Origin of the sequence: Janthinobacterium sp. 67, from assembly GCF_002797895.1 — a bacterium.
In the GTDB taxonomy this organism is placed as follows: Bacteria; Pseudomonadota; Gammaproteobacteria; order Burkholderiales; family Burkholderiaceae_D; genus Janthinobacterium.
Window position 1 is genome coordinate 2669339 of the sequence record NZ_PGES01000001.1, and the last position, 24987, is coordinate 2694325.

Consider the following 24987-nt stretch of genomic DNA (forward strand, 5'->3'; position numbering starts at 1 on the left):
GCCAAACCGTAACCCGGCTGGCACCGCTAATCCTATCCACCGTCGCGCCAACGATATTGTCGGATTACGCGCGCCTTTCGGACGCGCTAATCCGACCTACCGCTGCATCGACTCCCATATCTTTTGCAGGCGCTTGGCCGACACCGGCATCGGCGTGCGCAATTCCTGCGCAAACAGCGACACGCGCAGCTCTTCCAGCATCCAGCGGAAGTCGACGAGTTTCGGGTCCGTGTTCTTGCCGGCCTGGCGGTCCTTGGCCTGGCGCAGATACGGCGCGGCGGCCGATTGCCATTCGGCCATGAGCTTGGTGTCGCGCGCAGGGTCGGCGCGCAGCTTTTCCAGGCGCACGTTGATCGCTTTCAGATAGCGGGGGAAATGCGCCAGCTGCGTGTACTCGTTTTCCGTCAGGAAGCGTTTATGTACGAGTCCCTGCAGCTGCGACTGGATATCGGTGGCGGCCGCGGCCGGGATATTTTGCAGGCGCTTGGGCAAGCCGTGGAATTCCGTCAGCACTTGCGACAGCAAACGGGCGATTTCATTGACCAGCAAGACGAGGCGCGACTTGCCCTCCGCCTGGCGCTTGGCGAACGAGGCGGCATCCAGCGGCAGCGGATCTTGCAGGCAGGCGATGTCGAGCGCCTTGTTGATGATTTGCTCGCGCAACTCTTCCTGCGAACCGAGGGCCATGAATTGCATGCCCATCTGCTGCAGGCCGGGAATGCTTTTCTCGACGTACTTGATCTGCTCCTTCATTTGCAGCGCGAACAAGCGGCGCAAACCGATCTTGTGCGTGCGGGCGGCCACGGTCGGGTCGTCAAACACTTCCAGGTCGCAATGCGTGCCCTTGTCCACCAGCGCGGGGAAACCGATCAGTGTCAGCTTGCCCTGCACGATTTCTAGCAGCTCCGGCAATTCGCCGAAGGTCCAGGCCGTCAAGCCCATGTGCTGCGAGACGGTGGCGTTGCCTGACGCCGGCGCGGCCGCAGCGGCTGCGCCCTTGGCCGGCGCGCCACCCTTGCCCGCCGCCGCGTTGACGGCGGCGCCCTGCGCTTGCGCCTGCAGCCGCGACGCCACTTGCGCGCCCGCCACCTTGGCACCCGGTGTGCCCGTGCCGGACACGCCCGATACTTCGGCCAGCTTCTGGAAACTCTGGCGCGCCTGGCCGCCGAATTCCGCTTGCAGGGTGGCCAGGTTGCGGCCCATGTCGAGCTGGCGGCCATGCTCGTCGATCACCTTGAAATTCATGAAGTGATGGGCAGGCAGGGTTTCCGGCTTGAAGTCCGTCGTCAGCACGTTGATGGTGATCTGCGTGCGGATATCAAGAATGATGGCGTCGACCAGGTCACCGCGGCCAAACACGCCCGCTGCATGCACGCGCTCGCAGAATTTCGCGGCGTAATCGGGCAGCGGCACGCAGTGGCGGCGCAGCTTTTGCGGCAGGGATTTCAACAGCAGGTGCACTTTTTCCTTCAGCATGCCCGGCACCAGCCATTCGCAGCGCTCGCGCGGCAACTGGTTCAAGGCATACAGCGGCACGCTCAAGGTCACGCCATCGCGCACGCTGCCCGGCTCGAAGTGGTACGTCAGGCCCATTTCCAGGCCCGTCACGGACATGGTTTTCGGGAACAGGTCGGTCGTCACGCCGGCCGCCTCGTGGCGCATCAGCTCTTCGCGGTTCAGATACAGCAGCTTCGGATTGTCGCGCGTGGCTTCCTTGTGCCATTTCTCGAAACCGGCGCCATTGCACACGTCCGCCGGCAGCAGCTTGTCGTAGAAGGCGGCGATCAGTTCATCGTCGACCAGCACGTCCAGGCGGCGCGATTTATGTTCAAGGTTTTCGATGTCCTTGATCAGCTTGTGGTTGTGCGCAAAGAAGGGCGCGCGCGTGTCGAAGTCGCCGCCGACGAGCGCGTCGCGAATGAAGATTTCACGCGCTTCCGGCAAGTTGAAATTGCCGTAGTTGATGCGGCGCTGGCTGTACACCACCAGGCCATACAATGTTGCCCGCTCGGACGCCGTTACCTGCGCCGAGCGTTTTTCCCAGCGCGGCTCGCCCCACGATTTCTTCAGCAAATGCACGCCGACTTTTTCCAGCCACTCGGGCTGGATCTGCGCCACGCAGCGCGCGTACAGGCGCGTCGTGTCGACCAGTTCGGCCGCCATGATCCACTTGCCCGGTTTTTTCAGCAGCGAGGAACCGGGCCAGATATGGAACTTGATGCCGCGCGCGCCCAGATAGCCGGCGCCCGGCTCGTCCTCGCCCTTGAAACCGATATTGCCCAGCAAACCGGTCAGCAAGGCCATGTGCAGGTTATCGTAGGTGGCCGGCGCTTCGTTCAAGCGCCAGCCCTGCTCCTTGACGATGGTCAGCAGCTGCGAATGCACGTCGCGCCATTCGCGCAAGCGCATCTGCGACAGGAAATTCGTGCGGCAATTGTCCTGCAGCTGGCGGTTGGTTTTCTTGTGCTCGATGGCGGACTCGAACCAGCGCCAGATTTTCAGGTAGCTCAAGAATTCCGACTTTTCATCGGCGAATTTCTTGTGCGCCTCATCGGCCGCCTGCTGGTGTTCCATCGGACGGTCGCGCGGGTCCTGCACGGACAGGGCCGAGGCGACGATCAGCACTTCCGTCAGGCACGCGTTATCGAGCGCGGCGAGTATCATGCGGCCCACGCGCGGGTCCAGCGGCAGCTTGGCCAGCTTGTTGCCCAGCGGCGTGAGTTTATTGACTTCATCGACGGCGCCCAGTTCCTGCAGCAACTGGTAACCGTCGGCGATCGCGCGCGCCAGCGGCGGCTCGATGAAGGGGAAGGTTTCCACGTCCGTCAGGTGCAAGGACTTCATGCGCAGGATGACGGCGGCCAGCGAGGAGCGCAGGATTTCCGGCTCCGTGAATTTCGGGCGCAGCAGATAATCCTGCTCTTCGTACAAACGGATGCAGACGCCGTCGGCCACGCGGCCGCAACGCCCGGCGCGCTGGTTGGCGGCGGACTGGGCGATCGGTTCGACCTGCAATTGCTCCACTTTATTGCGGTAGCTATAGCGTTTCACGCGCGCCAGGCCAGCGTCGACCACGTAGCGGATGCCGGGCACGGTCAGCGAGGTTTCCGCCACGTTGGTGGCCAGCACGATGCGGCGCGCATTGCTGGTCTTGAAAACGCGTTCCTGCTCTTCGGCCGACAGGCGGGCGAACAGGGGCAAAATCTCCACGTGCGGCGGATGGTGCTTGCGCAACGCTTCGGCGCAGTCGCGGATTTCGCGCTCGCCCGGCAGGAACACCAGCACGTCGCCCGAACCGATGCGGCACAGCTCTTCCACGCCATCGACGACGGCATCCATCAGGTCGCGCTTTTCACGCGCGGCGGCCGTCCTCTGTCCTGGCTTGTCGGCGTTCGCGCCCGAGCCGGGCATGGCCACCTGTTCGCGCTCGACGGGACGGTAGCGCACTTCCACCTGGTACAGACGGCCCGACACTTCGATCACGGGCGCCGGTTTTTCCGGCGTGCCGAAATGGCGCGCAAAACGTTCCGCGTCGATGGTGGCCGACGTGATGATGATTTTCAGGTCGGGCCGGCGCGGCAGCAGCTGTTTCAGGTAGCCGAGCAGGAAGTCGATGTTCAGGCTGCGTTCGTGCGCTTCATCGATGATGATGGTGTCGTAATTTTTCAACAACGGATCGGTCTGCGTCTCGGCCAGCAAGATACCGTCCGTCATCAGCTTGACGGACGCGCCCTTCGTCAGGGTGTCGGCAAAGCGCACCTTGAAACCGACCGTTTCGCCCAAGGGCGTACCCAGTTCCTGCGCGATGCGCTTGGCCGTCGACGAGGCGGCGATACGGCGCGGCTGCGTGTGGCCGATCATGCCCTTCTGTCCGCGTCCCAGTTCCAGGCAAATCTTCGGCAGTTGCGTCGTCTTGCCGGACCCCGTCTCGCCCGACACGATGATGACCTGGTTTTCCATCAAGGCCTTGGCGATTTCCGCGCGCCGGCCCGAGACGGGCAAGTCTTCCGGATACGTGATCGGTGGCAGCGGGTTGCGGAACGCCTTTTCCGCTTCGCGCGCGGCGCGGGCGGCATCCCGGCTTTCCCGGCTTTCCTGTCCCTCGCGCGGCGCGCGCTGCTGCTGTTGCTGCCGCTGTTGTTCTTTCGGCTGCTCCGCGCGCGCCGGCTGCCTTTGCTGGCTCACGGGCGGGCGCTGGCGGCCCTGCGCAGGCGTGGCGGCAGACGTGGAAACACCCCCGCTGACGGGCACATTTGCAACGTTGGAAGGAGGGGAAGACTTATTGCTGGCTGAAGACATTGTTTTTTTACAGGTATTTTAAGCGCGCACATCGCGCAGCGAATTATAATGCGCTTAATGGAAAACCCTACCCAATTCGTCCAATGGCTGCGCTCCGTCGCGCCCTACATCCACGCCTTTCGCGGCAAGACCTTCGTGGTCGCCTTCCCCGGTGAACTCGTCAGCGCCGGGGCGCTGCAGGTGCTGGCCCATGATTTGTCCCTGCTGCATGCGCTGGACATCAATGTCACCGTCGTCTACGGCTCGCGGCCGCAGGTGGCGGAACAGCTGGCCCTGCGTAACGTCGAAGGCCGCTTCCACAACGGCGTGCGCATCACGGACATCGCCGCGCTGGAATGCGCGAAAGAGGCCGCCGGCGAGCTGCGCCTCGATATCGAGGCCGCGTTCAGCCAGGGCTTGCCGAACACGCCCATGTCGCATGCGGCCATCCGTATCATTTCAGGCAACTTCATCACGGCGCGTCCGCTGGGCGTGATCGATGGCGTGGACCTGGAACTGACGGGCATCACGCGCAAGGTCGACGCCGAAACCATCCATTCCATCCTCGGTTCGGACGGCCTGGTGCTGTTGTCGCCGCTGGGCTTCTCGCCCACGGGCGAGGCGTTCAACCTCACCATGGAAGACGTGGCGTGCAGCGCCGCCATCGCCCTGCACGCGGACAAACTGATTTTCATTACCGAAACGCCAATGATGGAAGACGCGACGGGCGTGGAAATCCGCGAACTGTCGTCGCACCAGGCCGAAGCCGTGCTGATGGCAGGCTTCCTGCCCGACGCCACGGCGTTTTATTTGAAACATTGCGTCAAGGCTTGCCACAACGGCGTCGAGCGCTCGCACATCGTGCCATTCTCGATGGACGGTTCGGCCTTGCTGGAATTGTTTACCCATGATGGCGTCGGTACCATGATCAGCCATGAAAACCTGGAAAGCCTGCGCCAGGCCACCATCGAAGACGTGGGCGGCATCATCAAACTGATCGAGCCGCTGGAGGCGGACGGCACTTTGGTGAAACGTGGCCGCGAGCTGATCGAGCGCGAGATCGATTATTTCTCCGTCATCGAGCATGACGGCGTGATCTTCGGCTGCGCCGCCCTGTACCCGTTCCCCGCGCAAAAGATGGCGGAAATGGCATGCCTGACCGTCAATCCTGAAGTGCAAGCCCAGGGCGACGGCGAGCGCATCCTGAAACACATGGAAAACCGCGCGCGCGCCGCCGGCCTGAACAAACTGTTCGTGCTGACCACGCGCACCTCGCACTGGTTCAAGAAACGCGGCTTCGTGCCGGCCACCGTCGACGATTTGCCGAAGGACCGCCAGCATATGTACAACTGGCAGCGCAAGTCGCAGGTGCTCATCAAGACCCTGTAACCCTGAACAAAGAAAAAGCCCGGCATGCCGGGCTTTTTTACGTTGGAACCGTTATTTGATATTCAGCGGCGCAAACGATTTGACCAGGTCGTCGAGCGCCTTCAATTGCGCCAGGAACGGTTCCAGCTGGTCCAGCGGCAAGGCGCTGGGACCGTCGCAGCGGGCGTTGTCCGGGTCAGGATGGGCTTCCAGGAACAGGCCGGCGATGCCGACGGCCAGGCCGGCACGGGCCAGGTCCGCCACTTGCTGGCGGCGGCCGCCCGATGCGGCGCCACCAGGGTCGCGCTGCTGCAGCGCGTGCGTGACATCGAAGATGATGGGCAAGTCGTCGCACGTCTTCTTCATGACGCCAAAGCCCAGCATGTCGACCACCAGGTTGTCGTAGCCGAGGCAGGTGCCCCGGTCGCACAGGATCAATTGATCGTTGCCCGCTTCCTTGAATTTCTCGACGATATTGGCCATCTGGCCAGGGCTTAAAAATTGCGGCTTCTTGATGTTGATGACTTTGCCGGTTTTCGCCAGGGCCACGACGAGGTCCGTCTGGCGCGCGAGGAAGGCGGGCAATTGCAGCACGTCGACCACTTCGGCCACCTGCTGCGCCTGCCATGGCTCATGCACATCGGTAATCACGGGCACGCCGAACGCCGCCTTGACGTCCTGGAAGATGCGCATGCCTTCTTCCAGGCCCGGGCCGCGGTAGGAATGGATCGATGAACGGTTGGCCTTGTCGAAGCTGGCCTTGAACACATAGGGAATGCCCAGTTTTTGCGTCACGCGCACATATTCTTCGCAGGCGCGCATGGCAAGATCGCGCGATTCGAGCACGTTGATGCCGCCAAACAGCGCGAAGCTGCCCGTATTGCTGACGTCGATGCCATGGACTTTCACTGAGGTCATAGGGATTCCATATTGGTTAATTGTTACTACTTGCTTGGAAGAGGCGCTGCCAGCGGCTGGCGCGATAAGGCATCTTACTAGCTGGGGCGTCGCAGATCAAATTTGATCCAGCGCAAGGGCGCGGCAAACGGCGTGTCGCCAGGCCGCGACGGCCCCGCGAGGGCCGGCGCAAAGTGCCTTATAATCACGCTTTATCTCTACACTGATTCAGGAGCACAGATGGCCCGCACGATCCACTGCATCAAACTCAACAAGGAAGCCGAAGGACTGGATTTCCCGCCGTACCCGGGCGAACTGGGCAAAAAGATTTACGAATCCGTGTCGAAGGAAGCATGGGCTGCCTGGCTCAAGCACCAGACCATGCTGGTCAATGAAAACCGGCTGAACCTGGCCGACGCGCGCGCCCGCAAATACCTGGCCACACAGATGGAAAAGCATTTCTTCGGCGATGGCGCCGATGCGGCCATGGGTTACGTGCCGCCAACGGAGTAAGTTTTATCGCTTGCCCGTGACCACGTCACGGGCAGTTTCCCCTGCGTTTCACGCCCGCCCCCGCCGATTCACGGCCATCCTTCCCCGTTTCGTCGCACACCGCTCGCCGCCCATGCCACCCGCTGGCACAGTACGTCCATCGACAACCTCATTCCAAGGCGGACACCATGTTGCAGCAAATCTTCAGCCACACTCCCCTCTACGTCTGGGCCATCCTGGGCTTTCTCGTCTACCGGGGCGTGCTGGCCAGCCGGGCGCGCGAAGTGACCTTGCGCAAGCTATCCATCATTCCCCTGGTGATGCTGGCGCTGTCGCTGAGCGGCGTGCAGGGCAGTTTCGGCTTCGATGGCGTGGCGCCGTTCGCCTGGATAATCGGCGCCCTGGCCGGTGCGGCGCTGGCCTGGACGCTGACCGATGCGCGCAAGATCGTCGCCATACCCGAGCGGGCCAGCGTGCGGCGTCCCGGCAGCTGGGTGCCGTTGGCCCTGATGATGAGTATCTTCTGCATGAAATATGCGGTGGCCGTGACCCTGGCCATCGCCCCGGCCTATGCCCACGCGACCGGCTTCATCGCACCCGTGTGCCTCGCCTATGGCTGCTTCAGCGGCATCTTCCTCGGCGGCTTGCTGCGCACCATGGCTGTGTACCGGGCTGTGCAAAGTGAAGGCTGGGGTCAGACCCGGCGGGGGAATGCGCCCCAGTGAGGCGCATTCCGATCACGCAGTGACTGACCCCGGATTTCTGCTGCGTATCAGTATGCCAAAGTACGCACGCCTTCCGGCATGCCCAGCAGGCAGACATTGGCGCCGCGCACGGCAAACAGGCCGACGGCGATGACGCCGACGATCTGGTTGATCTGCTGTTCCAGCGCCACCGGGTCGGCAATTTTCAAGCCCAGCACGTCGATGATTTCGCCGCCATTGTCGGTAATAAACGCTTCCGTGCTGCCAGCTTTCAGGCGCAAGCGGGGCGTGCCGCCCAGCGCAGCCAGCTGGCGCGAGACGGCGGCGCGCGCCATCGGCACCACTTCCACGGGCAGCGGGAAGGCGCCCAGGGTTTCCACCAGTTTCGAGCCGTCGGCGATGCAGACGAACTGTTTCGCGACGGACGCGACAATCTTTTCACGCGTCAATGCCGCGCCGCCGCCCTTGATCATGGCGCCGCTGGCCGTGATTTCATCGGCGCCGTCGATGTAGACGGCGATCGATTCGACGTCGTTCAGGTCGAAGACGGGAATGCCATGGCCTGCCAGACGGGCGGCCGTCGCTTCGGACGACGCGACCGTCCCCCTGATGCGGTCCTTGATCTTGGCCAGTTCATCGATGAAAAAGTTGGCGGTGGAACCGGTGCCGACACCGATGATTTCACCGTCCACCACATAGTCTATGGCGGCGCGGGCTACGGCTTGCTTCAATTCGTCTTGGGTCATGGCAAAAAAAGGCTAAAGTGAGGAATACCGCTATTTTAACGGATTGCCGGGCCGGCCAGCCGGCCATGATGACGGGCCATGCGACGGGATACAACAGGCAAGCGGGAAAACTTTGCCCCAGAGCAATTCCCAAGCCGATTACTCTCTATGCCCTTTAAAATATGCGAAAATGGCACGATAGCCCGATATGACGTTCCAGGAATAGCACATGAATCACAGTAAACAGGTACTTGTTGTCGATGACAGCCGGGTTTCACGTTTGATGTCGCATCAGTTCATCCTCAGTAAACATGCCGACTGGCAAGTGATTGAGGCGGCGACGGGTGAAGAAGCCCTGGAAAAAGTCAAGACCGTCAGCCCTGTGCTGATATTACTGGATGTCAACATGCCCGGCATGGGCGGCGTGGCGGCGGCGGAACAATTGCGCGCGCTGTGCCCGCAAACACACATCGTTCTCGTTACGGCCAACGTGCAAAACGCCATCCGCAACCGCGCCACTGAACTGGGCGTCGGCTTCATGGAAAAACCGATCACGGAAACGCGCATTCACCAGCTGATCGAGTCACTGGGACTGTGAGCATGGTCAATCTCTCCGAACTCGAGAACGACGCCCTCGTGGAGATATTCAACATCGGGGTGGGCCATGCGGCCGCCGCGATGAGCGAGATCGTCAATGAAGAAGTCACCATGTCGGTGCCGTCGATCACCTTCCTGAACCGTGCAGACGCGGCTGCCTTGCTGGGCAGCAAGAAGGATGGCGAACGCATCTGCGGCGTCAGCCAGCATTACGATGGCGCCTTCGCCACCGAAGCCATCCTGATGTTCCCCGAAGACAAGAGCCTGGAAATCGTGCGCCTGATGGTGGGCGACGCCATGCCGCTGCAGGAGCTGACGGAGATGGAACAGGAGGCGATGAGCGAAATCGGCAACATCATCCTCAATTCCTGCGTGGGAACCCTGGCCAACCTGTTCGACAGTGAACTGCATGGCTCGCTGCCCCTGTACCACGTGGGCACCAGCGCGGAAATCCTGTCCTCGTTCGGCGGCCACGACGACGACGCCGTCGTGCTGATGCTGCATATCGACTTCGTGCTGTCCAAGCACCAGATCCACGGTTATGTGGCATTCGTGCTCGACCTGTCCGCCTTGCACGACCTGAAGCAGCAGGTCAGCCGCTATCTGGCCAAGGTCCTGGGACAGGCGTGACGATCATGCCGGATGCCTTGCACCGCCTCGCCCTGCTCGAAAGCATCATCGGCGCCGTCAACCTGGGCGCCATCGTGCTCGACGAGCAGCACCGGATCGTGCTGTGGAACCACTGGATGGCGCGCCACTCGGTGTGCCGGGCCGGCGCCGTGCTGGGCCAGGATTTTTTCGCCGTCTATCCGGAACTGCGCCACAAGCGCATCGCTTCGGCCATCACCCAGGCCCTGCGCGACAATTTCCAGTCACTGCTGTCACAAACCCTGCACAAGGCGCCGTTTCCCCTGTACACGCATGGCACGGCCGAAGGGCGGGAGCGCATGCAGCAGGCGATTGCCGTCACGCCGATCAATTTGCCCGGCTCGCCGCGCCACTGCCTGATCCAGATCAATGATGTCACCATCGCCGTGGGCCGCGAAAAGCTGCTGCGCGAACAAACCATGGTGCTGCGTTCGCAAACCTTTGCCGACGGCTTGACGGGCATTGCCAACCGCCGCCACTTCGACGTGGCCATCGAAAAGGAAATGCGGCGCGCCATGCGCACGGGCAGCCCCCTGTCGCTGCTGATGATCGACATCGACCATTTCAAGGATTACAACGACCATTACGGCCACCAGCAGGGCGACGATTGCCTGATACGAGTGGCGGCCGAACTGGCCGCCATGCTGCAGCGCCCTACCGACCTGCTGGCGCGCTATGGCGGCGAGGAATTTGCCGCCATCCTGCCAGACACGGACGCGGCGCAGGCGCTGCGCATGGCCGAGACGATCCGCCAGCATGCGGCCGGCCTGCGCATTCCCCACGCCAAGACGGGTAATGACCTCAAGCACATCACGGTCAGCATCGGCATCGCCACCCAGCATCCGCAGCAGCAGCCAGCCGTCGCCGCCCTGATCGGCGCCGCCGACCGCGCTCTGTACCTGGCCAAGGGCGCGGGGCGCAACCGCGTGATGGTACAGCCGCTGTAAAAAGGCTATGTCACCGTCAGATGTGGGAATGCGCCCAATGTTGCCTTCAATAACGTTTCGGGTGCGCGGATGCGCCTGGCGTCGAGTATCCAGCGCCATCCCAGGTAGTTCGGCAGATAGCGCGTCGCCACGCCATGAAACGGCCCCAGCCATTGTCGCAATCGGCTGTGATAGGCATTGACGTTCTGTACGTGGGCGGCGCCCTGCACGCGGATGCCGGCGCGCAAGTTGACGGCCTGATGACTGATGCCCGCTTCCCTCGCAAAAGCCCGGTAGGCGGCATGGCCGTCGGTGACCAACAAGACATCCTTGTCGATGACGGGCAACAGGCAGCGATGCAGCTGCGCCTGCGTCAGCGCCCCTCTGCCCGCAAGTGGTCTGAATGGCAGGCGGGACAGGCCAATCGCGGCTGGGCCACACTTCCCAGCAGCGCGATGGTCGTGTCGTGTGGAGAGTTGCCATGCAGCAGGGCAATGCCTGCCTGCCGCTGGCGTCGGCTCAACCGGGCAAACTGCGCAATCAAGGTGATCCATTCGGCTGGCCGCATGATTGGCTCCCGCAGAGTGAGTATGCAGAGTCAGACAGCACGGCCACAGGAAGATTCCGGCATTTCCCCTACTTGCCGATGACAGAGCCTAAAAAAGCAACGCAGGCCAAAGGATTCCAGTAGACATCTTTACGGCGTGTGCGTAGACTCGTCAGTGATTGCAGCAACAATAACAAGAATTTATCTGTGGTATCTATCCCTGCGCATGGCTCGCCATGCGGGACACGGCCAGGAGCGCTTGTGAATCTCGATCCTCCCCTCAGATCCGGCTTGCCGGGTGCCGGCATGGATACGACCATGGTGAACGGCATGCGCCTGCTGCTGTCGAGCGCCACCTTGCTGACCCTGTTCATCGATCCCGAAAGCGCCGGCAAGCTGAGCAAGATCACCTGGCTGATCTTTTCCGCCTACACCATGCACAGCCTGCTGCTCTACGCGCTGGCCGTCCTGGGCTTCAGCCTGCCTCAGGATATCTTGCTGTATTGGCTGGACGTGGCCTGGTATGCGCTGATCGTGTTTTCCACCAGCAGCCATAACAATTTATTCTTCCTGTTTTTTTTCTTTGCCATCCTGACCTCGTCGTTCCAGCGGGGCTTCGAGGAAGGCGCGCGCGTCACGCTGGCCTCGGCCGGCCTGTTCGCCGCCACGGCCCTGTTCGGCGAAACGGATGCGGAACTGTCGCGCCTGCTGCTGCGCACCACCTTCCTGCTGGCGCTCGGCTACATGATCGCCTACTGGGGCGGTTCGGCCATCACGCAGCGCAGCCACCTGGCGCTGCTGCGCGATGTCAGCCAGCTGTCCAATCCGCGTTTCGGCGTCGACCAGACCATTACCTCGGTGCTGGAAAAAACCCGCAGTTATTTTAACGGCCGCAGTTGCCTGCTGGTCATGCAGGACAAGGGGACCCGGGTCTGGTCGCTGCGCAGCGTGCTGCAAACGGCGACGGGCGTCGTGCACACCAGCTCGCTCCTCAGCGACGACGCGGCCAGTCCCCTGCTCGCTTTCCCGCACGATAAAATCGCCCTGTACAACCAGCCCGCCGGCCCGTGGCTGCCGTGGATAGGCGGCGCGCGCATGCTCGACCCGGACAGCGGACGCTGGCTGCGGCACGACGACGCGGCGGGCGCCCGCCTGGCGGAACTGCTCGAGGCGCACGCCTTCATCAGCGCGCCGCTGCCCCTGCGCAATGGCAAAGGGCGCATCTTCATCGTCTCCGCCACCAGCATGAGCAAGACGGACGCCCTGTTCCTCAGCCATATAGGCGCGCAGGCGTTTCCCGTCATTGAAAACATCGATTTGCTCGACCGCCTGGCGTCGCAGGCGGCCTCGCGCGAGCGCGAAAAGATCGCGCGCGACTTGCACGACACGGCCGTCCAGCCGTATATCGGCTTGCGCCACGGCCTGGCCGCCCTGCGCAACGAAGCCACGCCGGGCAATCCGCTGCTGCCGGAACTGGAAAAGCTGATCATCATGTCGGGCCAGGTAATCGCCGACCTGCGCAGCTACGCGCGCACGTTCAAGAACGGGCAAGTGCAAAGCGAGCCGGAACTGCTGGTCGCGCTGCGCCGCCAGGCCACGCAGATCCGCGAATTCTATGGCATCGACATCGCCCTGCAGATCGAAGGCGACCTGCACATCAACGACCGCCTGGCAGCCGAGGTATTCCAGATCGTCAACGAAGGCATGAGCAATATCCGCAAGCATACGTCGGCACGCCACGGCGCCGTCAAGCTGACCTGCGTGCAGGGCGCGCTGCACATCAGCATCGACAACGAATGCGCCGCCGCGCACGTCCCCGATTTCCTGCCCGACTCGCTGGCCGAGCGCGCCGCCGCCCTCGGCGGCACGGCCCGCGTCACGCACGGCATGCTGGGCAACACCTCCGTGCAGATCGAGATCCCCATATGAATGACTTACGCCACATGCCGCCGGCCAGCCACGTCATCAGCGTGATGCTGGTGGACGATCACAAGACCATGCTGTGGGGCCTGGAGCGGCTGATCGGCGGCGAGCACTCGGGCATGCGCGTGGTCGCCACGGCGTCCGACAGCAGCGAGGCGCTGGAGCAGGCGAAGGCGCTGCAGCCGGACGTGATCGTGCTGGACCTGGACCTGGGCGGCATCAGCTCGCTGGCCATCCTGCCCGCGCTGGCGCAGTGCGGCGGCACGCGTGTGCTGGTGCTGACGGCCAGCCACGACCAGGCCATCCTGGACCAGACGGTGCTCAAGGGCGCGCGCGGCATCGTCAGCAAGGATGCGCCGGCGGAAATGGTCCTGAAGGCCATTGAAAAGGTGTACCAGGGCGAGCTGTGGCTAGAACACGCGATGCTGGGACGCATGCTGACGCAACTGACCCAGCCCGGCGGCGGCTCGGCGCAGGCGATCGCCATCGCCAGCCTGACCCTCAAGGAACGAAAGATCATCGCCGCGCTGGTACACGGCAGCGGTACGCCGGCCAAGCTGCTGGCGGACCAGCTGTTCATCTCCGAACATACCTTGCGCAATCACCTGACGTCGATCTACCGCAAGCTGGGCGTGTACAACCGCCTGGAACTGTACGCCTACGCCACCAAGCACCAGCTGGGCCAGTTGCCGCCCGGCACCTGATCCCGCCGCTACCCTGCGCGGCCACGGCCGCGCACTCCCGCCCTGCTCCCCCTTCGCCAGCCGCTGCACGGCCTGCGCCCCTGCGCACGCATGTGCGCCAGACTCGACCATGACAATTGTCACGAAAAAAACAAGCAGTTCCTCCTTGCAATAAAAGGATGTTCTTCTGATGTAGATCAAGGTGCCAACTTCTATAGTGGTTTTACCGGAGTGCAAATCACCGCACGGCCCACCACGACACGGAGCACAGCATGCGCCTTGACAAGTTTCTTCCGACGTCCCTGATCGCCTATTTCCAGGGCAAGGAAAAAGCTGCGTTCTACCGCTATGCGCTCGTGGCGGCCCTCATGGCGGTGGTGTGCATCATCGGACTGCTGGCACTGGGCGAAAGTCCATGAACGCGCCAGGTCGTAGCACCAGGAAGCAACACCGCCATGCCGTTTCATCCACCGCTGTACCTTAACCACCACCAGGAGCTGTCATGAACCTCATCAAAAACTTTATCCGCGAAGAAGATGGCGTCACCGCAATCGAGTACGGCCTGATCGCTGCCCTGATTGCCGTCGTGATCATCGCCGCCATCACCATCGTCGGCACGCAGCTGAAAAAGACCTTCAGCACGATCGGCACCAAGCTGACCACCGCCAACTCCGCGGCAGCCTGAACACGGTAACCGGGCTGGAACAACGTCAGCCCGGTTACCGCCCAGTTAGCACCACAGGCCAGTTTTTCCTGCTTACCTATCAGAGGCCCATCGTGAAATCTCTCTTCAGCCGTTTATCCGACGACTCCGCCGTCACAGCGATCGAATACGCGCTGCTGGCGGGCCTGATCGCGGTAGTGCTGGTCATCACGATCACCCTGCTTGGCGACCAGGTCAAGCAGCTGTTTGTCTACGTCAAGGACCAAGTGGTCCTGGCCCTGTCATGAACGCCCTGCGCGCCTCGCTGCGCACCCACCGCGTCCTGCTGCTGATCGTGCTGCCATACGCCGCCGCGGCGATGCTGCTGGCCGGCGGCCTGCCCAGCGCATCGGAGATCCTCAACGTGCTGGCCGGCTTCCTCGTGGCCATCCTCACGGGTCCCGTCTTCATTCTGTGCGGCTACACCATCCACGTCATGGTGATGAAACGCCCGCACCGCCTGTGCCACTATCTGTACCACGACCTGCGCCGCTACCTGAGCAACGAGCGCCTGCTGCACGCGCTGCCGGCCATGCTGCTGATCCCCGTGTTCGCGTCCAGCTTTACCGTCTTCAAGAGCGCCATCCCGCGCCTGCATCCCTACACCTGGGATACCACCCTGTCCGCCTGGGACATCGCGCTGCATGGCGGCAAGGCCCCGTGGGAAAGGCTGCAGCCGCTGCTGGGCCATCCGCTGGTCACGGGCTTGCTCAACTTCAGCTACCACTTCTGGTTCTTCCTGTTCTACGCCATCCTGTACTGGCTCATCCTCGACACGCGCCGTCCGCTGCTGCGCATGCAGTTCCTGCTCAGCTTTGCGCTGACCTGGATCGCCCTGGGCAGCATCCTGGCCGTGCTGTTTGCCTCGGTCGGCCCCTGCTACTACGGCCACTTCCACAGCAGCGACCCGTATGCGCCACTGATGGCCTACCTGCATGAGGCCAACCAGCACGTCCCCGTCTGGGCCCTGCAGGTGCAGGAGATGCTGTGGCAAGGCTACCAAAGCAAGGGCGCGAACGGCGAACTGGGCATCTCCGCCATGCCCAGCATGCATGTGGCCACGGCCGTGCTGATGGCCCTCATGGGCTGGAACGTCAGCCGCGCCGCCGGGATCGCCCTGTCCGCCTTCGCCGTGCTGATCCTGCTCGGCTCCATCCACCTGGGCTGGCACTATGCGCTCGACGGCTATGTCGGTGCGGCCGGCGCGGCGCTGGTGTGGCGCCTGGTGGGGCGGATGCTGGGCAGCCAGGCCACGGTACCGGCCATGCACATGGCCACGGCGCCCTGCATGAGCAAGGAAGGACTGACATCATGAACGCCCACCTGCCCATGCTGCTGTGCCTGGCCGTACTGGCCACCCTGCTGGCCGCCGCCCTGTGGCACGACCTGCGCACGCGCCGCATCCCGAACCGGCTGGTGCTGTGGGGCACCCTGGCGGGATTGATCCTCAACAGCTTCGTGCCATCGGGCGCCGGCCTGTTCGACGCTTCCTTCGGCGGCCTGGGCCTGCTGCAGGCGCTGGCAGGCGCCGCTGCCGGACTGGCCCTGCTGCTGCCCATGTACCTGCTGCGCGCCCTGGGCGCCGGCGACGTCAAGCTGATGGCCATGTGCGGCGCTTTCCTCGGCCCCGACGCCGTGCTCGAAGCGGCCCTGCTCACCTTCCTGTGCGGCGGCGTGCTGGCCCTGGCCGCCGCGCTGGCGGGCCAGCGCCTGCGCCAGGTGCTAAAAAACACCTACCACATGATGCTGGGCGCGCTGCTGCACAGCCTTGCCGGCGGCGCCGCCACGATCGCCGAACCGCCGCCCGCCACCGGCAAGCTGGCCTACGCCTTCGCCATTGCCGGCGGCACCGGCTTGCAGGTGTTCCTGCAATACAACCACCTGTGGAGCCTGCGCTGAAACGCGCCGCTCCGACGACCCGCCACCATAGGACCTGACCATGAACGCCCTCGCCACCCTCTGCCACTCGCGCCACGCCAGCCTGTTCACCAGCATCGCCATGACTTGCCTGTGGACGTTCTTCGCCAGCGCCCACGTGCTGGGATTCCTGCACAGCGGCGACTGGAGCTATCTGCTGTTCTGCGCCGCCGAAACCCTGGCCGCCCTGTTCTTCATCGTGCGCTCGACTCCCGTCAGCGTCTCGACCGATGCGGGCGACTGGCTGCTGGCCATCGGCGCCACCTTCGCCCCCTTCCTGCTGTCCCCCGCCGACATGGCCATCTGGCCCGGCGCACGCTACCTGCTGGCCGTCGGCAGCCTGCTGCAGATCGCCGGCCTGCTGTCGCTGAACCGCAGCTTCGGCCTGGTGGCGGCGCAGCGCGAGATCAAGACGGGCGGCGTCTACCGCGTGATACGCCATCCGCTGTATGCCAGCTACCTGATTTCCCTGAGCGGCTACCTGCTGTCCAACACCTCGCCCGCCAACGCCGTCATCTATGTCGCGACGATGAGCATGATGGTGATGCGCCTGCTGCGCGAAGAGCGCTTCCTGTCCACCGACGTGCGCTATCGCGTCTACATGCGCCAGGTGAAGTACCGCCTGCTGCCTTTCATCTTCTGATATCCGGCCACCCGAGCGAGGAGTACCCATCATGCCTGACACCTATCCAGAACGCAGCGACGGCGGCGGCGTCGAACCGGCCGCCAAGCGCGCGCCACGCACGGTCGAGGAAACGGGATTGCCCTTCCTGTTCCTGGTCGAACTGCTGGTCAAGATACTCTTCCTGCGCGGCCAGATCGGCCTGCCCGCCCTGTCGACGCACGTGAAACTGGGCGCCGGCGTGCTCGAACCGCTGCTCACCTTCATGCGCGCCGAAAAACTGTGCGAAGCGCGCCGCAACGGCGGCAGCGGCACCGACGCCGACCTGTACTACCTGCTGGGCGACCAGGGCCGCCTGCGCGCCGCCGAGTACATGCGCCGCAATGCCTACAGCGGTCCCGCCCCCGTCACCCTGGCCGATTACAGCAACCAGGTGCTGGCGCAAAGCGTGGCGGACATGCAGGTCACCCGCGACGATGTGCAGCGCGAATTCCGCGACGTGGTGGCCAGTTCGGCCGTGCTCGACCAGCTGGGCGCGGCCATGAATTCCGGACGCGCCCTGTTCTTCCACGGCCCCGCCGGCAGCGGCAAGAGCTACCTGGCCGAGCGCCTGAACGGCCTGCTCAGCGGCGCCATCGCCCTGCCCCATGCCGTGATGGTCGACGGCGAAGTGCTGCCCTTCCTCGACCCCATGCTGCATACCCTGTCGCGCGGCGGCCCCGTGCCGTCCGACCCGCGCTGGGTACGCGCCGAGCGCCCCGCCGTGCTGACGGGCGGCGAGCTGACGCTCGACATGCTGGATCTGCAATTCGACCAGGGCAACCGCCTGTACCAGGCGCCGCCGCACCTGAAGGCCAACAACGGCATCTTCATCATCGACGACCTGGGCCGCCAGCGCTGCTCGCCCGTGGAACTGATGAACCGCTGGATCGTGCCGATGGCGCGCCACATCGATTACCTGTCGCTGCACACGGGCTACAAGTTCCCCGTGCCCTTCGACGTCATCGTCGTGTTCTCGTCGAACCTGGCGCCGCAGCACCTGGCCGACGACTCCTTCCTGCGCCGCATCGGCTACAAGATCCATGTCGGCCCCCTGAGCGCCTACCACTACCTGGCCGTGTTCCGCAGCACCTGCGCGCAGCTGGGCATCAATTTCGACGAAGCCTCGTACACCTACCTGCTGCACCTGCACAGCCAGTACGGGCGGCCCCTGCTGGCCTGCTATCCGCGCGACATCCTGGCGCAGGTCTGCGACCAGGCGCGCTATGAAGACCACGCGGCGCAGCTCAATCCGGAAGTGCTGTTCTGGGCATGGCAAAACTATTTCGGCAGCGATGACGACCTTGCAAGCACACATAACGGACCGGCAGCGGTCCAGCACAAAGGGGAAGCAAAATGAGAAACGCACGCGCTCTGACGATGATGGCCATCGCGGTCATCCTGGCGTTCGCCGCGGTCATCGTGGCCGCGCGCTGGATCAATGCCCAAGCCTCGGGCAACATCAACAAGGTGGCCGTGGCCCAGGTCGACATCAGCCTGGGGGCACGTCTCACGCCCGACATGGTGCGCATGGTGGACTGGCCATCGAACGCGCTGCCGCCCGGTGCCATCAACGATCCGAAACTGCTGGAAACGCGCGTCACGCGCACCAGCATCCAGCACGGCGAACCCATCATGGAAGGCAAGCTGGCGCCTCCCGGCACGCAAGGCGGCCTGTCGGCCGTCGTCGCCGAAGGCAAGCGCGCCATGACCGTGCGCGTTAACGACGTGGTGGGCGTGGCCGGCTTCGCCCTGCCCGGCAACTTCGTCGACATCCTCGTCAACACCCAAGGCGAAGGAGCCCGCAAGACGCCGGACCGCGATCCGAACATTTCCAAGATCGTGCTCGAACGCATACTCGTGCTGGCCATCGCCCAGGAATCGAACCGCGACGACACCAAGCCCAAGGTGGTCAACGCCGTGACGCTGGAACTGACGCCGGACCAGGCGGAAAAACTCGACCTGGCCCGCAGCGTGGGCACCCTGTCGCTGGTGCTGCGCAACCAGGTCGAGGACAAGCCCGTCAACACGGAAGGCGCCACCAAATCCAGTCTGCTCGATGAAAAAGTCGCCGTTGCCGCCCCCGCCGCCATGGTGCAAGCCAAGCCGCTGCCACGCCGCCGTCCCGCCGCCGCACCAACGGCACAGGCCGGCCCGCGCGTCGATGTCATCAAGGGGCTGGAACGCAGCTCCCAACAATTCTAACCTGCACCAGAGGAGTCACGCCATGAGCACATATTGCACAGCAAGCGGAAGCCGGGTACTCAGCCTGGCGCTTGCCCTCGCCATGATCGGCGCCCTGGCGCCCCAGGCACGCGGCGAACCCGTCGCCGCTGCCGCCACCGCCGTTGCCGCCGTTGCCGCCGACACGGGCACCGCCCGCGGCAGCCGGGCCGCCGCCCGGCCCAAGGCCACGCCGCCGCAAAGCGAATCGCGCGCCGGCCGCACCGAGATGGCGCCGCAAATGAGCCTGGCCGAAGGCAAGTCGACCCTGATGCGCCTGCCGTTCGCCGCCAGCCGCATGTCCGTCGGCGACCCGCGCATCGCCGACGTCATCCTGCTCAATCCCAACGAGGTATATCTGCTGGGCCGCTCCGTCGGCACCACCAACCTGATCCTCTGGAACAAGAGCAATGACGCCACCATCATCGACCTGGCCGTCGGCATCGACAGCAGCAGCCTGCAGGCCCGCATGGCCGAACTGCTGCCGAACGAAAAGATCCACGTCACGGTGGCGGGCGACACCCTGATCCTGTCGGGCATGGTCAGCGACGTCGTCAAGGCCGACCAGGCCCTGTCGCTGGCGAACGCCTACGTGCAGCGCGGCGCCCGCAGCGGCGGCGCCACCTCCGGCGCGGCACCAGCGGCCGGCGCCGCCGCGCCCGCCCCCGCCGCCACACCCGATGCGGGCACGCCGCGCGTGATCAACCTGCTGTCGATCGCCGCGCCGCAGCAGGTGATGCTGGAAGTGAAAGTGGCCGAAGTGTCGAAGGTGCTGGTCGACCAGCTGGGCGCCAGCCTGGGCATCAACAAGACCATCGGCAGCTGGTCGTATTCGCTGCTGTCCAGTCTGCTCAGCAACAATCCCAGCGGCTTGAGCGGCGCCAGCAAGAACAACTTCTTCAACCTCGACGCGCAAAAACGCGATGGCCTGATCAAGGTGCTGGCCGAACCGAACATCATGGCCATCAGCGGGCAGGAGGCCAGCTTCCTGGCCGGCGGCAAGATCTTCATCCCCGTCAGCCAGACCAACAATGGCGGCGTGCCCACCATCACGCTGGAAGAGAAGGAGTTCGGCGTGGCCGTGAAATTCACGCCCACCGTGCTCGAAGGGGGGCGCATCAATCTGAAGGTGGCGCCGGAAGTGTCGGACCTGAACAAGGACGGCATCGGCATCACGGCCACGGGCATCTCGGCCACGGCCGTCCTGCCTTCGTTTACGACGCGGCGCGCCACCACGACGGTGCAGCTGTTCGACGGCCAGAGCTTCGCCATCGGCGGCCTGATCAAGAACAACGTGACCAGCAATATCAAGGCCCTGCCAGGCCTGGGCGAAGTGCCCGTGCTGGGCGCCCTGTTCCGCAGCACGGACTTCCAGACGGACCGCTCGGAACTGGTCTTCATCATCACGCCGCACCTGGTCAAGCCGCTGCCGGCCGACTACAAGCTGCCCACCGACGGCTACATCCAGCCGACGCGCGGCGACATATTCATGCAGGGAAAAATGGAAGGCAGCGCACCCGCAGCGGCACCAATGCCTGCGGCAACGGCCCCCATGCAACCGCAAGCGGCCGCGCCCCAGCCTGCCGCCGGCTTCGACCTCAAATAGGAGAACACCATGAAAACCGCACATTGCCTGCCTTGCGCCACCCTGTTGTCGTTGCTGTCACTGCTGGCCGGCTGCGCCGCCACCACCACGCCCGTGCTCGATTCGCACTTCGGCGAATCGGTGGCCCTGCTCAAGGCGCAGCAGATCATGTATCCGGATGCCTACCGCAATACCGACCCGGTCAGCGGCATCGACGGCAAGGCCGGCGCCAGCGCCTACCAGCGCTACCAGAAATCGTTCGCGGCGCCGGAACCGCAACCGAATGTCTTCACCATCGGCGTGGGCGGACGCCAGTAGGCGCCGGTTCCGCCACGCACTCCCCCCAGGCCACCAGGAGACAGCCATGAACACCGCATTTCGCAGGCACGACAAGCAGCAGGGCGCGATCGCCATCGTGCTGGGGCTGACCCTGGTGGTGCTGTTTGCCATGGGCGGCCTGGTGCTGGACCTGGGCCACCTGTACATCGCCAAGACGGAACTGCAGAACGGCGCCGACAGCGCGGCCCTGGCCGGCGCCGTGGAACTCAACCAAAGCGCCACCGGCATCGACAATGCGCAGGCCAAGGCCATCGCCATCGCGCAAAAGAACCGCTACGACTTTTCCACCGCGCTGACCATCACGGCCGCCAACATCGAGTTCGGCCCCAGCCCGGACGGCCCCTGGTCATCCGGCGCCAGCGCCCGCACCAGCCCGGACGGACAGACCTTCATCCGCGTCGACACGGGCAGCAAGACCTTCGCCACCTACCTGATGGGCATCGCCGGCATCGCCAGCACCAGCACCTCGGGCGTGGCAGTGGCGGGCCGCTTCGTCAACGACGTCACGCCCATCGGCGTGTGCGCCGTCGATCCGGCCAACAAGACGGCGCAATACACGTATCCGGCCGCGCCGGCCGGCACGGGCCTGACGGAGCTGGTGGAATTCGGCTTTCGCCGCGGCGTCACCTACAATCTGTTCGGTCTCAATCCGCTGGGCGGCTCGTCCGATCCCTACCTGATCAACCCCGTCGACGCGCCGCCCGGCAGCTGCAGCGCCTCGCATTCGAGCGCCAACTCCACCGCGCCATTCATGTGCACGGGCAGCAGCGCCGTCATCACCAGCGGCACGGGCCAGGTCTACACGAACACGGGGCTGACGGCCTCGCTGGCCGCCTCGCTCAATTCGCGTTTCGACGATTATTCCTCGCCCTCCGTGTGCGATCCCGTGACGGCGCCGCCCGACACCAACATCAAGGAATATCCATGCGTGGGCGCCGCGTCGCCCTGTACCGCCACTGCCGCCAACTCGCCACCCACGGGCTGGATGGAACCGGGCGCCAGCACCCTGCCCAGCCAGCAGCCCGTCAGCCTGGCCGGCAACAAGCCGAATTACCAGCTGCCGTCGGCCGGCAGCGTGCCGGCCCCCTCGGCCACGTTCGCCCAGTTTTCCGGCTACGGCGTGCTATGGTCCTACGGCCCCGCCTACCAAAGCAATGGCGCCACCCCGGCCAAGGCCGGCACGGCGTACAGCGTGGCGGACGGCAACGCCAACCCCCTGTACAGCACGGCCAAGGCGAATTACTTCGACACGGCCAGCTACCCCGTCAGCCCCGGCGCAGGCTTTCCTGCCAGTACGCCGCCTTCGCCGTACAACCAGACCAGCGGCCCCACGTTCCAGGCGCCCTCGGTGGCCCATCCGGGCCAGCGCAACCGGCGCATCCTCAACGTGGTGCTGATCGACTGCCGCACGGCGCCCGTGGGGCCGGCCTCGTGCGGGACCATGAACGCGGTGGGCATCGGCAAATTCTTCATGACGATGAAAGCCGATTTCAGCGGCGGCACCAAGCGCCTCGACGTCGAGTTCGCGGGCCTGATCGAGCCCGTGCCGAATTCCGAAATCAAACTCTACAAGTGAGGCGGCCATGCGCAACCACTTTTCCCATCCCAGGCAGCACGGCGGCGCCGCCGTCGAATTCGGCATCGTGCTGGCCCTGCTGATCACCTTGCTGGCCGGCATCTTCGGCTTCGGCCGCGCGTTCTGGTACTACGACGCGCTGACCAAGGCCACGCGCGACGCGGCGCGCAACATGTCCGTCAAGGCCAAGGCCGGCATCGCCTCGCAGGGCGTGCCGGCGGCCAAACAGACGGTGGTCGACGCGGCCATCAGCGCCGGCATCAGCGACTTCGTCACGGCCAACGTGACGGTCACCTGCCTGGACGCGAGCTTCAACGACAGCAGCTGCACCGATGGCACGGCGCCGGGCGGCATCCGCGTCGAAGTCGTCAACTACACGCTGTCGGTGGGCCAGTACCTGCCCTTCGTGATCGGCGCGGCCAGCAGCTATGCCACGCCGCTCTCGCCGCGCACCACCATGCGCTACATGCTGTAAGGAGAACGCCATGCGCCACCTTCCACCTGCCCCCGGGACCGGCCGCCAGCGCGGCGCGGCCGCCGTCGAATTCGCCCTGGTGGCGCTGCTGTTTTTCACCCTGCTGTTCGGCATCCTCGAATTCGGCCGCATGCTGTACCTGTACAACACGGTGCAGGAAGTGAGCCGCCGCGCCGCGCGCGAAGCGGTGGTGCGCTGGATCGACCAGACGGACGCCGTCAAGACCCTGGCCCTGTTCGGCGGCACGGCCCTGCCGGCCGCGCCGGAACTGACGGCCGCCAACATCACCATCAGCTACCTGAACAAGAGCGGCGCCGAAGTGACCTTGCCGCCGAGCGACCCGGGCGACAACCTGTCGGCCTGCGGCGACAACACGCGCACGGCCAGCTGCATCGACAGCGTGCGCGTGTCGATCGACAACGTCAGCTATACGCCGATGGTCAGCCTGTTCGGTTTTCTCAATATTGCCGTGCCGGCCTCGGTGGTGGTCATGCACGCCGAAAGCCTGGGCTTCCAGATCAATTGAACACCTTACCGTACACTTTACCGGGGAGTACCAAGTGAATATCGTCATCGTCTCGAAGAATGAAGCCCAGCTCAAACGGCTGACCCGCCTGCTGCGCGAACGCAGCTCATCCGACCGCGTCGCCCTGCTGGCGAGCATACCGGATGTATTCGACAACGGCGCCACGCCGGAAGTGCTGCTGCTGGAGCAGGAACAGACGGGCGAGACGGAGCTGGAACAGCTCGAACTGCTGGGCGGGCGCCATCCGAACCTGGCCATCATCGTGCAATGCCCGCAGCAAAGTCCGCAATTCCTGCTGCGCTCGATGCGCGCCGGCGTGCGCGAAGTGCTGCAACCGGACGACGACGCGTCCCTGTGCGCCGCCTTGCGCCGCATCGAGGAAAAGCTGCAAAAGCAGGTCACGCGCAAGGGCCAGGTGCTGGCCTTCGTCTCGTGCAAGGGCGGCAGCGGCGCCACGTTCATCGCCGCCAACCTCGGCTACGCGCTGGCCGCCGGCGAGCAGCGCAAGGTGGCGCTGTTCGACCTGAACCTGCAGTTCGGCGACGCCGCCCTGTTCGTCTCGGACCACAAGCCGGCCGCCACCCTGTCGCAACTGTCGCAGCAGATCGTGCGCCTCGACGCCTCGCTGCTGGCCGCCAGCATGATCCAGATCACGCCCGCCTACAGCGTGCTGGCCGCCGCCGACGATCCGGCCCATGCGGCCGACGTCGAAGCCGACCATATCGACCGCCTGCTGACCCTGGCGCGCAGCCAGTACGACTACATCCTGCTCGACGTGGGGCGCGGCCTCGACCCCGTCAGCGTGCGCGCGCTGGACCGGGCCGACCTGATCTTCCCCGTGCTGCAGGCAACCTTGCCGTACGTGCGCGACGGCAAGCGCCTGCTCGACGTATTCCGCGGCCTCGGCTACCGCGAAGACAAGATCCGCCTGATCCTGAACCGCTATGCCAGCAGCGACAACATCCGCGTGGCCGACCTGGAAGCGGCGTATGGCAAGCACGTCTACAAATCCATCCCCAACCACTACGAGGCGGTGGCGGCCTCCGTCAGCCAGGGCGTGCCCATCCTCAAGCTGACGCCGCACAACGCCGTCTCGCGCGCCCTGCAGGAACTGGCCGCCAGCCTGGCCGGCGAAACCCCGCCCGCCGCGCAAAGCTGGGTTTCGCGGCTGCTGGCGCGCGCCTGATTCCCTAC

General features: G+C 64.5%; 26 protein-coding genes and 1 pseudogene. 22 read left to right on the forward strand and 5 right to left on the reverse strand.

Annotated features, from left to right (window positions below; all coding sequences use genetic code 11):
- Positions 1 to 96: 96 nt before the first annotated feature.
- Positions 97 to 4299, reverse strand: coding sequence for an ATP-dependent RNA helicase HrpA (gene hrpA, locus CLU90_RS11950; protein ID WP_100428021.1), 4203 nt, complete (start codon positions 4297 to 4299; stop codon positions 97 to 99).
- Positions 4300 to 4356: 57 nt separating this feature from the next.
- On the opposite strand from hrpA, the gene argA reads away from it, so the two are divergent.
- Positions 4357 to 5667, forward strand: coding sequence for an amino-acid N-acetyltransferase (gene argA, locus CLU90_RS11955; protein WP_046685875.1), 1311 nt, complete (start codon positions 4357 to 4359; stop codon positions 5665 to 5667).
- A 51-nt stretch (positions 5668 to 5718) separates the two neighbouring features.
- Here the strand turns inward: argA and kdsA are convergent, their stop codons facing one another.
- Positions 5719 to 6564: a 3-deoxy-8-phosphooctulonate synthase gene (gene kdsA / locus CLU90_RS11960; RefSeq protein ID WP_034750794.1), complete on the reverse strand. Its 846-nt coding sequence runs from the start codon at positions 6562 to 6564 to the stop codon at positions 5719 to 5721.
- A gap of 219 nt (positions 6565 to 6783) precedes the next feature.
- On the opposite strand from kdsA, the gene CLU90_RS11965 reads away from it, so the two are divergent.
- Positions 6784 to 7056 carry an oxidative damage protection protein gene (locus tag CLU90_RS11965; protein ID WP_034750797.1) on the forward strand — a complete coding sequence of 91 codons (273 nt, stop codon included), beginning with the start codon at positions 6784 to 6786 and terminating at the stop codon, positions 7054 to 7056.
- A gap of 167 nt (positions 7057 to 7223) precedes the next feature.
- Positions 7224 to 7760, forward strand: a complete 537-nt coding sequence (locus tag CLU90_RS11970; RefSeq protein ID WP_092710863.1) for a DUF6622 family protein — start codon at positions 7224 to 7226, stop codon at positions 7758 to 7760.
- A gap of 47 nt (positions 7761 to 7807) precedes the next feature.
- Here CLU90_RS11970 and rpiA read toward each other — a convergent pair whose 3' ends face one another.
- A complete protein-coding gene (gene rpiA, locus CLU90_RS11975; protein WP_092710866.1) occupies positions 7808 to 8485 on the reverse strand; it encodes a ribose-5-phosphate isomerase RpiA in 678 nt (225 codons plus the stop codon).
- 208 nt (positions 8486 to 8693) lie between these two features.
- Between rpiA and CLU90_RS11980 the strand changes: the two genes are divergently transcribed.
- Genes CLU90_RS11980 through CLU90_RS11990 form a run of 3 tightly spaced genes read left to right on the forward strand, consistent with a single transcriptional unit; the run spans position 8694 to position 10656 of the window.
- The gene (locus CLU90_RS11980; RefSeq protein WP_100428022.1) at positions 8694 to 9062 is read left to right on the forward strand and encodes a response regulator; all 369 of its coding nucleotides are present in this window, start codon (positions 8694 to 8696) and stop codon (positions 9060 to 9062) included.
- A 2-nt stretch (positions 9063 to 9064) separates the two neighbouring features.
- Positions 9065 to 9691, forward strand: a complete 627-nt coding sequence (locus tag CLU90_RS11985) for a chemotaxis protein CheC (protein ID WP_092711326.1) — start codon at positions 9065 to 9067, stop codon at positions 9689 to 9691.
- Positions 9688 to 10656, forward strand: a complete 969-nt coding sequence (locus tag CLU90_RS11990) for a diguanylate cyclase (RefSeq protein WP_092710872.1) — start codon at positions 9688 to 9690, stop codon at positions 10654 to 10656. Before CLU90_RS11985 ends, CLU90_RS11990 begins: the two co-directional genes overlap by 4 nt.
- Positions 10657 to 10661: 5 nt before the next feature.
- On the opposite strand, the pseudogene CLU90_RS29905 reads toward CLU90_RS11990, so the two are convergent.
- Positions 10662 to 11030: pseudogene (locus CLU90_RS29905) on the reverse strand (IS1595 family transposase); the annotation flags it as partial.
- Positions 11009 to 11203, reverse strand: a complete 195-nt coding sequence (locus CLU90_RS29910) for a hypothetical protein (protein WP_232731175.1) — start codon at positions 11201 to 11203, stop codon at positions 11009 to 11011. The pseudogene CLU90_RS29905 and the gene CLU90_RS29910, both read right to left, overlap by 22 nt.
- A 240-nt stretch (positions 11204 to 11443) precedes the next feature.
- On the opposite strand from CLU90_RS29910, the gene CLU90_RS12000 reads away from it, so the two are divergent.
- The 16 genes from CLU90_RS12000 (at position 11444) to CLU90_RS12070 (ending at position 24979) form a co-directional block, all read left to right on the forward strand.
- A complete protein-coding gene (locus CLU90_RS12000) occupies positions 11444 to 13111 on the forward strand; it encodes a sensor histidine kinase (protein WP_139178178.1) in 1668 nt (555 codons plus the stop codon).
- Positions 13108 to 13809, forward strand: a complete 702-nt coding sequence (locus CLU90_RS12005; RefSeq protein ID WP_232731176.1) for a response regulator — start codon at positions 13108 to 13110, stop codon at positions 13807 to 13809. Before CLU90_RS12000 ends, CLU90_RS12005 begins: the two co-directional genes overlap by 4 nt.
- Before the next feature lie 251 nt (positions 13810 to 14060).
- The gene (locus tag CLU90_RS29290; protein WP_157808810.1) at positions 14061 to 14207 is read left to right on the forward strand and encodes a hypothetical protein; all 147 of its coding nucleotides are present in this window, start codon (positions 14061 to 14063) and stop codon (positions 14205 to 14207) included.
- A gap of 83 nt (positions 14208 to 14290) precedes the next feature.
- Positions 14291 to 14473, forward strand: coding sequence for a Flp family type IVb pilin (locus CLU90_RS12010; RefSeq protein WP_092710879.1), 183 nt, complete (start codon positions 14291 to 14293; stop codon positions 14471 to 14473).
- Positions 14474 to 14565: 92 nt separating this feature from the next.
- Positions 14566 to 14739 carry a Flp family type IVb pilin gene (locus CLU90_RS12015; protein WP_092710882.1) on the forward strand — a complete coding sequence of 58 codons (174 nt, stop codon included), beginning with the start codon at positions 14566 to 14568 and terminating at the stop codon, positions 14737 to 14739.
- Positions 14736 to 15806, forward strand: coding sequence for a phosphatase PAP2 family protein (locus CLU90_RS12020; protein WP_100428024.1), 1071 nt, complete (start codon positions 14736 to 14738; stop codon positions 15804 to 15806). Before CLU90_RS12015 ends, CLU90_RS12020 begins: the two co-directional genes overlap by 4 nt.
- Positions 15803 to 16390: an A24 family peptidase gene (locus CLU90_RS12025; protein ID WP_198511201.1), complete on the forward strand. Its 588-nt coding sequence runs from the start codon at positions 15803 to 15805 to the stop codon at positions 16388 to 16390. Before CLU90_RS12020 ends, CLU90_RS12025 begins: the two co-directional genes overlap by 4 nt.
- Before the next feature lie 40 nt (positions 16391 to 16430).
- Positions 16431 to 17051 (forward strand): methyltransferase family protein, encoded by a 621-nt coding sequence (locus CLU90_RS12030; protein WP_100428025.1) that lies wholly within the window; start codon positions 16431 to 16433, stop codon positions 17049 to 17051.
- Positions 17052 to 17082: 31 nt separating this feature from the next.
- Complete coding sequence (locus CLU90_RS12035; RefSeq protein WP_198511202.1) at positions 17083 to 18429, forward strand: ATP-binding protein; 1347 nt, start codon at positions 17083 to 17085, stop codon at positions 18427 to 18429.
- Positions 18426 to 19274: a Flp pilus assembly protein CpaB gene (gene cpaB, locus CLU90_RS12040; protein WP_092710891.1), complete on the forward strand. Its 849-nt coding sequence runs from the start codon at positions 18426 to 18428 to the stop codon at positions 19272 to 19274. Before CLU90_RS12035 ends, cpaB begins: the two co-directional genes overlap by 4 nt.
- Positions 19275 to 19296: 22 nt before the next feature.
- Positions 19297 to 20898 carry a type II and III secretion system protein family protein gene (locus tag CLU90_RS12045; RefSeq protein WP_100428026.1) on the forward strand — a complete coding sequence of 534 codons (1602 nt, stop codon included), beginning with the start codon at positions 19297 to 19299 and terminating at the stop codon, positions 20896 to 20898.
- 9 nt (positions 20899 to 20907) lie between these two features.
- The gene (locus CLU90_RS12050) at positions 20908 to 21195 is read left to right on the forward strand and encodes a hypothetical protein (protein ID WP_092710897.1); all 288 of its coding nucleotides are present in this window, start codon (positions 20908 to 20910) and stop codon (positions 21193 to 21195) included.
- Positions 21196 to 21241: 46 nt separating this feature from the next.
- A complete protein-coding gene (locus CLU90_RS12055; protein ID WP_100428027.1) occupies positions 21242 to 22792 on the forward strand; it encodes a Tad domain-containing protein in 1551 nt (516 codons plus the stop codon).
- A 7-nt stretch (positions 22793 to 22799) separates the two neighbouring features.
- Entirely contained in the window at positions 22800 to 23267 is a 468-nt protein-coding gene (locus CLU90_RS12060) for a TadE/TadG family type IV pilus assembly protein (protein ID WP_092710903.1), read from the forward strand.
- Positions 23268 to 23277: 10 nt separating this feature from the next.
- Positions 23278 to 23793, forward strand: a complete 516-nt coding sequence (locus CLU90_RS12065) for a TadE/TadG family type IV pilus assembly protein (RefSeq protein WP_100428028.1) — start codon at positions 23278 to 23280, stop codon at positions 23791 to 23793.
- Positions 23794 to 23827: 34 nt separating this feature from the next.
- Entirely contained in the window at positions 23828 to 24979 is a 1152-nt protein-coding gene (locus CLU90_RS12070) for an AAA family ATPase (protein ID WP_092710910.1), read from the forward strand.
- The last annotated feature ends 8 nt before the right edge of the window (positions 24980 to 24987 follow it).

Bases quoted from the DNA above. Each gene is read 5' to 3' on its own strand.
- CLU90_RS12020 (WP_100428024.1), top strand. From the start codon at position 14,736: ATGAACGCCCTGCGCGCCTCGCTGCGCACCCACCGCGTCCTGCTGCTG.
- CLU90_RS12030 (WP_100428025.1), top strand. From the start codon at position 16,431: ATGAACGCCCTCGCCACCCTCTGCCACTCGCGCCACGCCAGCCTGTTC.
- hrpA (WP_100428021.1), bottom strand. From the start codon at position 4,299: ATGTCTTCAGCCAGCAATAAGTCTTCCCCTCCTTCCAACGTTGCAAAT.
- CLU90_RS12010 (WP_092710879.1), top strand. From the start codon at position 14,291: ATGAACCTCATCAAAAACTTTATCCGCGAAGAAGATGGCGTCACCGCA.
- cpaB (WP_092710891.1), top strand. From the start codon at position 18,426: ATGAGAAACGCACGCGCTCTGACGATGATGGCCATCGCGGTCATCCTG.
- kdsA (WP_034750794.1), bottom strand. From the start codon at position 6,564: ATGACCTCAGTGAAAGTCCATGGCATCGACGTCAGCAATACGGGCAGC.
- rpiA (WP_092710866.1), bottom strand. From the start codon at position 8,485: ATGACCCAAGACGAATTGAAGCAAGCCGTAGCCCGCGCCGCCATAGAC.
- CLU90_RS12035 (WP_198511202.1), top strand. From the start codon at position 17,083: ATGCCTGACACCTATCCAGAACGCAGCGACGGCGGCGGCGTCGAACCG.
- CLU90_RS12060 (WP_092710903.1), top strand. From the start codon at position 22,800: ATGCGCAACCACTTTTCCCATCCCAGGCAGCACGGCGGCGCCGCCGTC.
- CLU90_RS11980 (WP_100428022.1), top strand. From the start codon at position 8,694: ATGAATCACAGTAAACAGGTACTTGTTGTCGATGACAGCCGGGTTTCA.
- CLU90_RS12045 (WP_100428026.1), top strand. From the start codon at position 19,297: ATGAGCACATATTGCACAGCAAGCGGAAGCCGGGTACTCAGCCTGGCG.
- CLU90_RS29910 (WP_232731175.1), bottom strand. From the start codon at position 11,203: ATGCGGCCAGCCGAATGGATCACCTTGATTGCGCAGTTTGCCCGGTTG.
- CLU90_RS12050 (WP_092710897.1), top strand. From the start codon at position 20,908: ATGAAAACCGCACATTGCCTGCCTTGCGCCACCCTGTTGTCGTTGCTG.
- CLU90_RS12065 (WP_100428028.1), top strand. From the start codon at position 23,278: ATGCGCCACCTTCCACCTGCCCCCGGGACCGGCCGCCAGCGCGGCGCG.
- CLU90_RS12025 (WP_198511201.1), top strand. From the start codon at position 15,803: ATGAACGCCCACCTGCCCATGCTGCTGTGCCTGGCCGTACTGGCCACC.
- argA (WP_046685875.1), top strand. From the start codon at position 4,357: ATGGAAAACCCTACCCAATTCGTCCAATGGCTGCGCTCCGTCGCGCCC.
- CLU90_RS29290 (WP_157808810.1), top strand. From the start codon at position 14,061: ATGCGCCTTGACAAGTTTCTTCCGACGTCCCTGATCGCCTATTTCCAG.
- CLU90_RS12055 (WP_100428027.1), top strand. From the start codon at position 21,242: ATGAACACCGCATTTCGCAGGCACGACAAGCAGCAGGGCGCGATCGCC.
- CLU90_RS11985 (WP_092711326.1), top strand. From the start codon at position 9,065: ATGGTCAATCTCTCCGAACTCGAGAACGACGCCCTCGTGGAGATATTC.
- CLU90_RS11970 (WP_092710863.1), top strand. From the start codon at position 7,224: ATGTTGCAGCAAATCTTCAGCCACACTCCCCTCTACGTCTGGGCCATC.
- CLU90_RS12005 (WP_232731176.1), top strand. From the start codon at position 13,108: ATGAATGACTTACGCCACATGCCGCCGGCCAGCCACGTCATCAGCGTG.
- CLU90_RS11965 (WP_034750797.1), top strand. From the start codon at position 6,784: ATGGCCCGCACGATCCACTGCATCAAACTCAACAAGGAAGCCGAAGGA.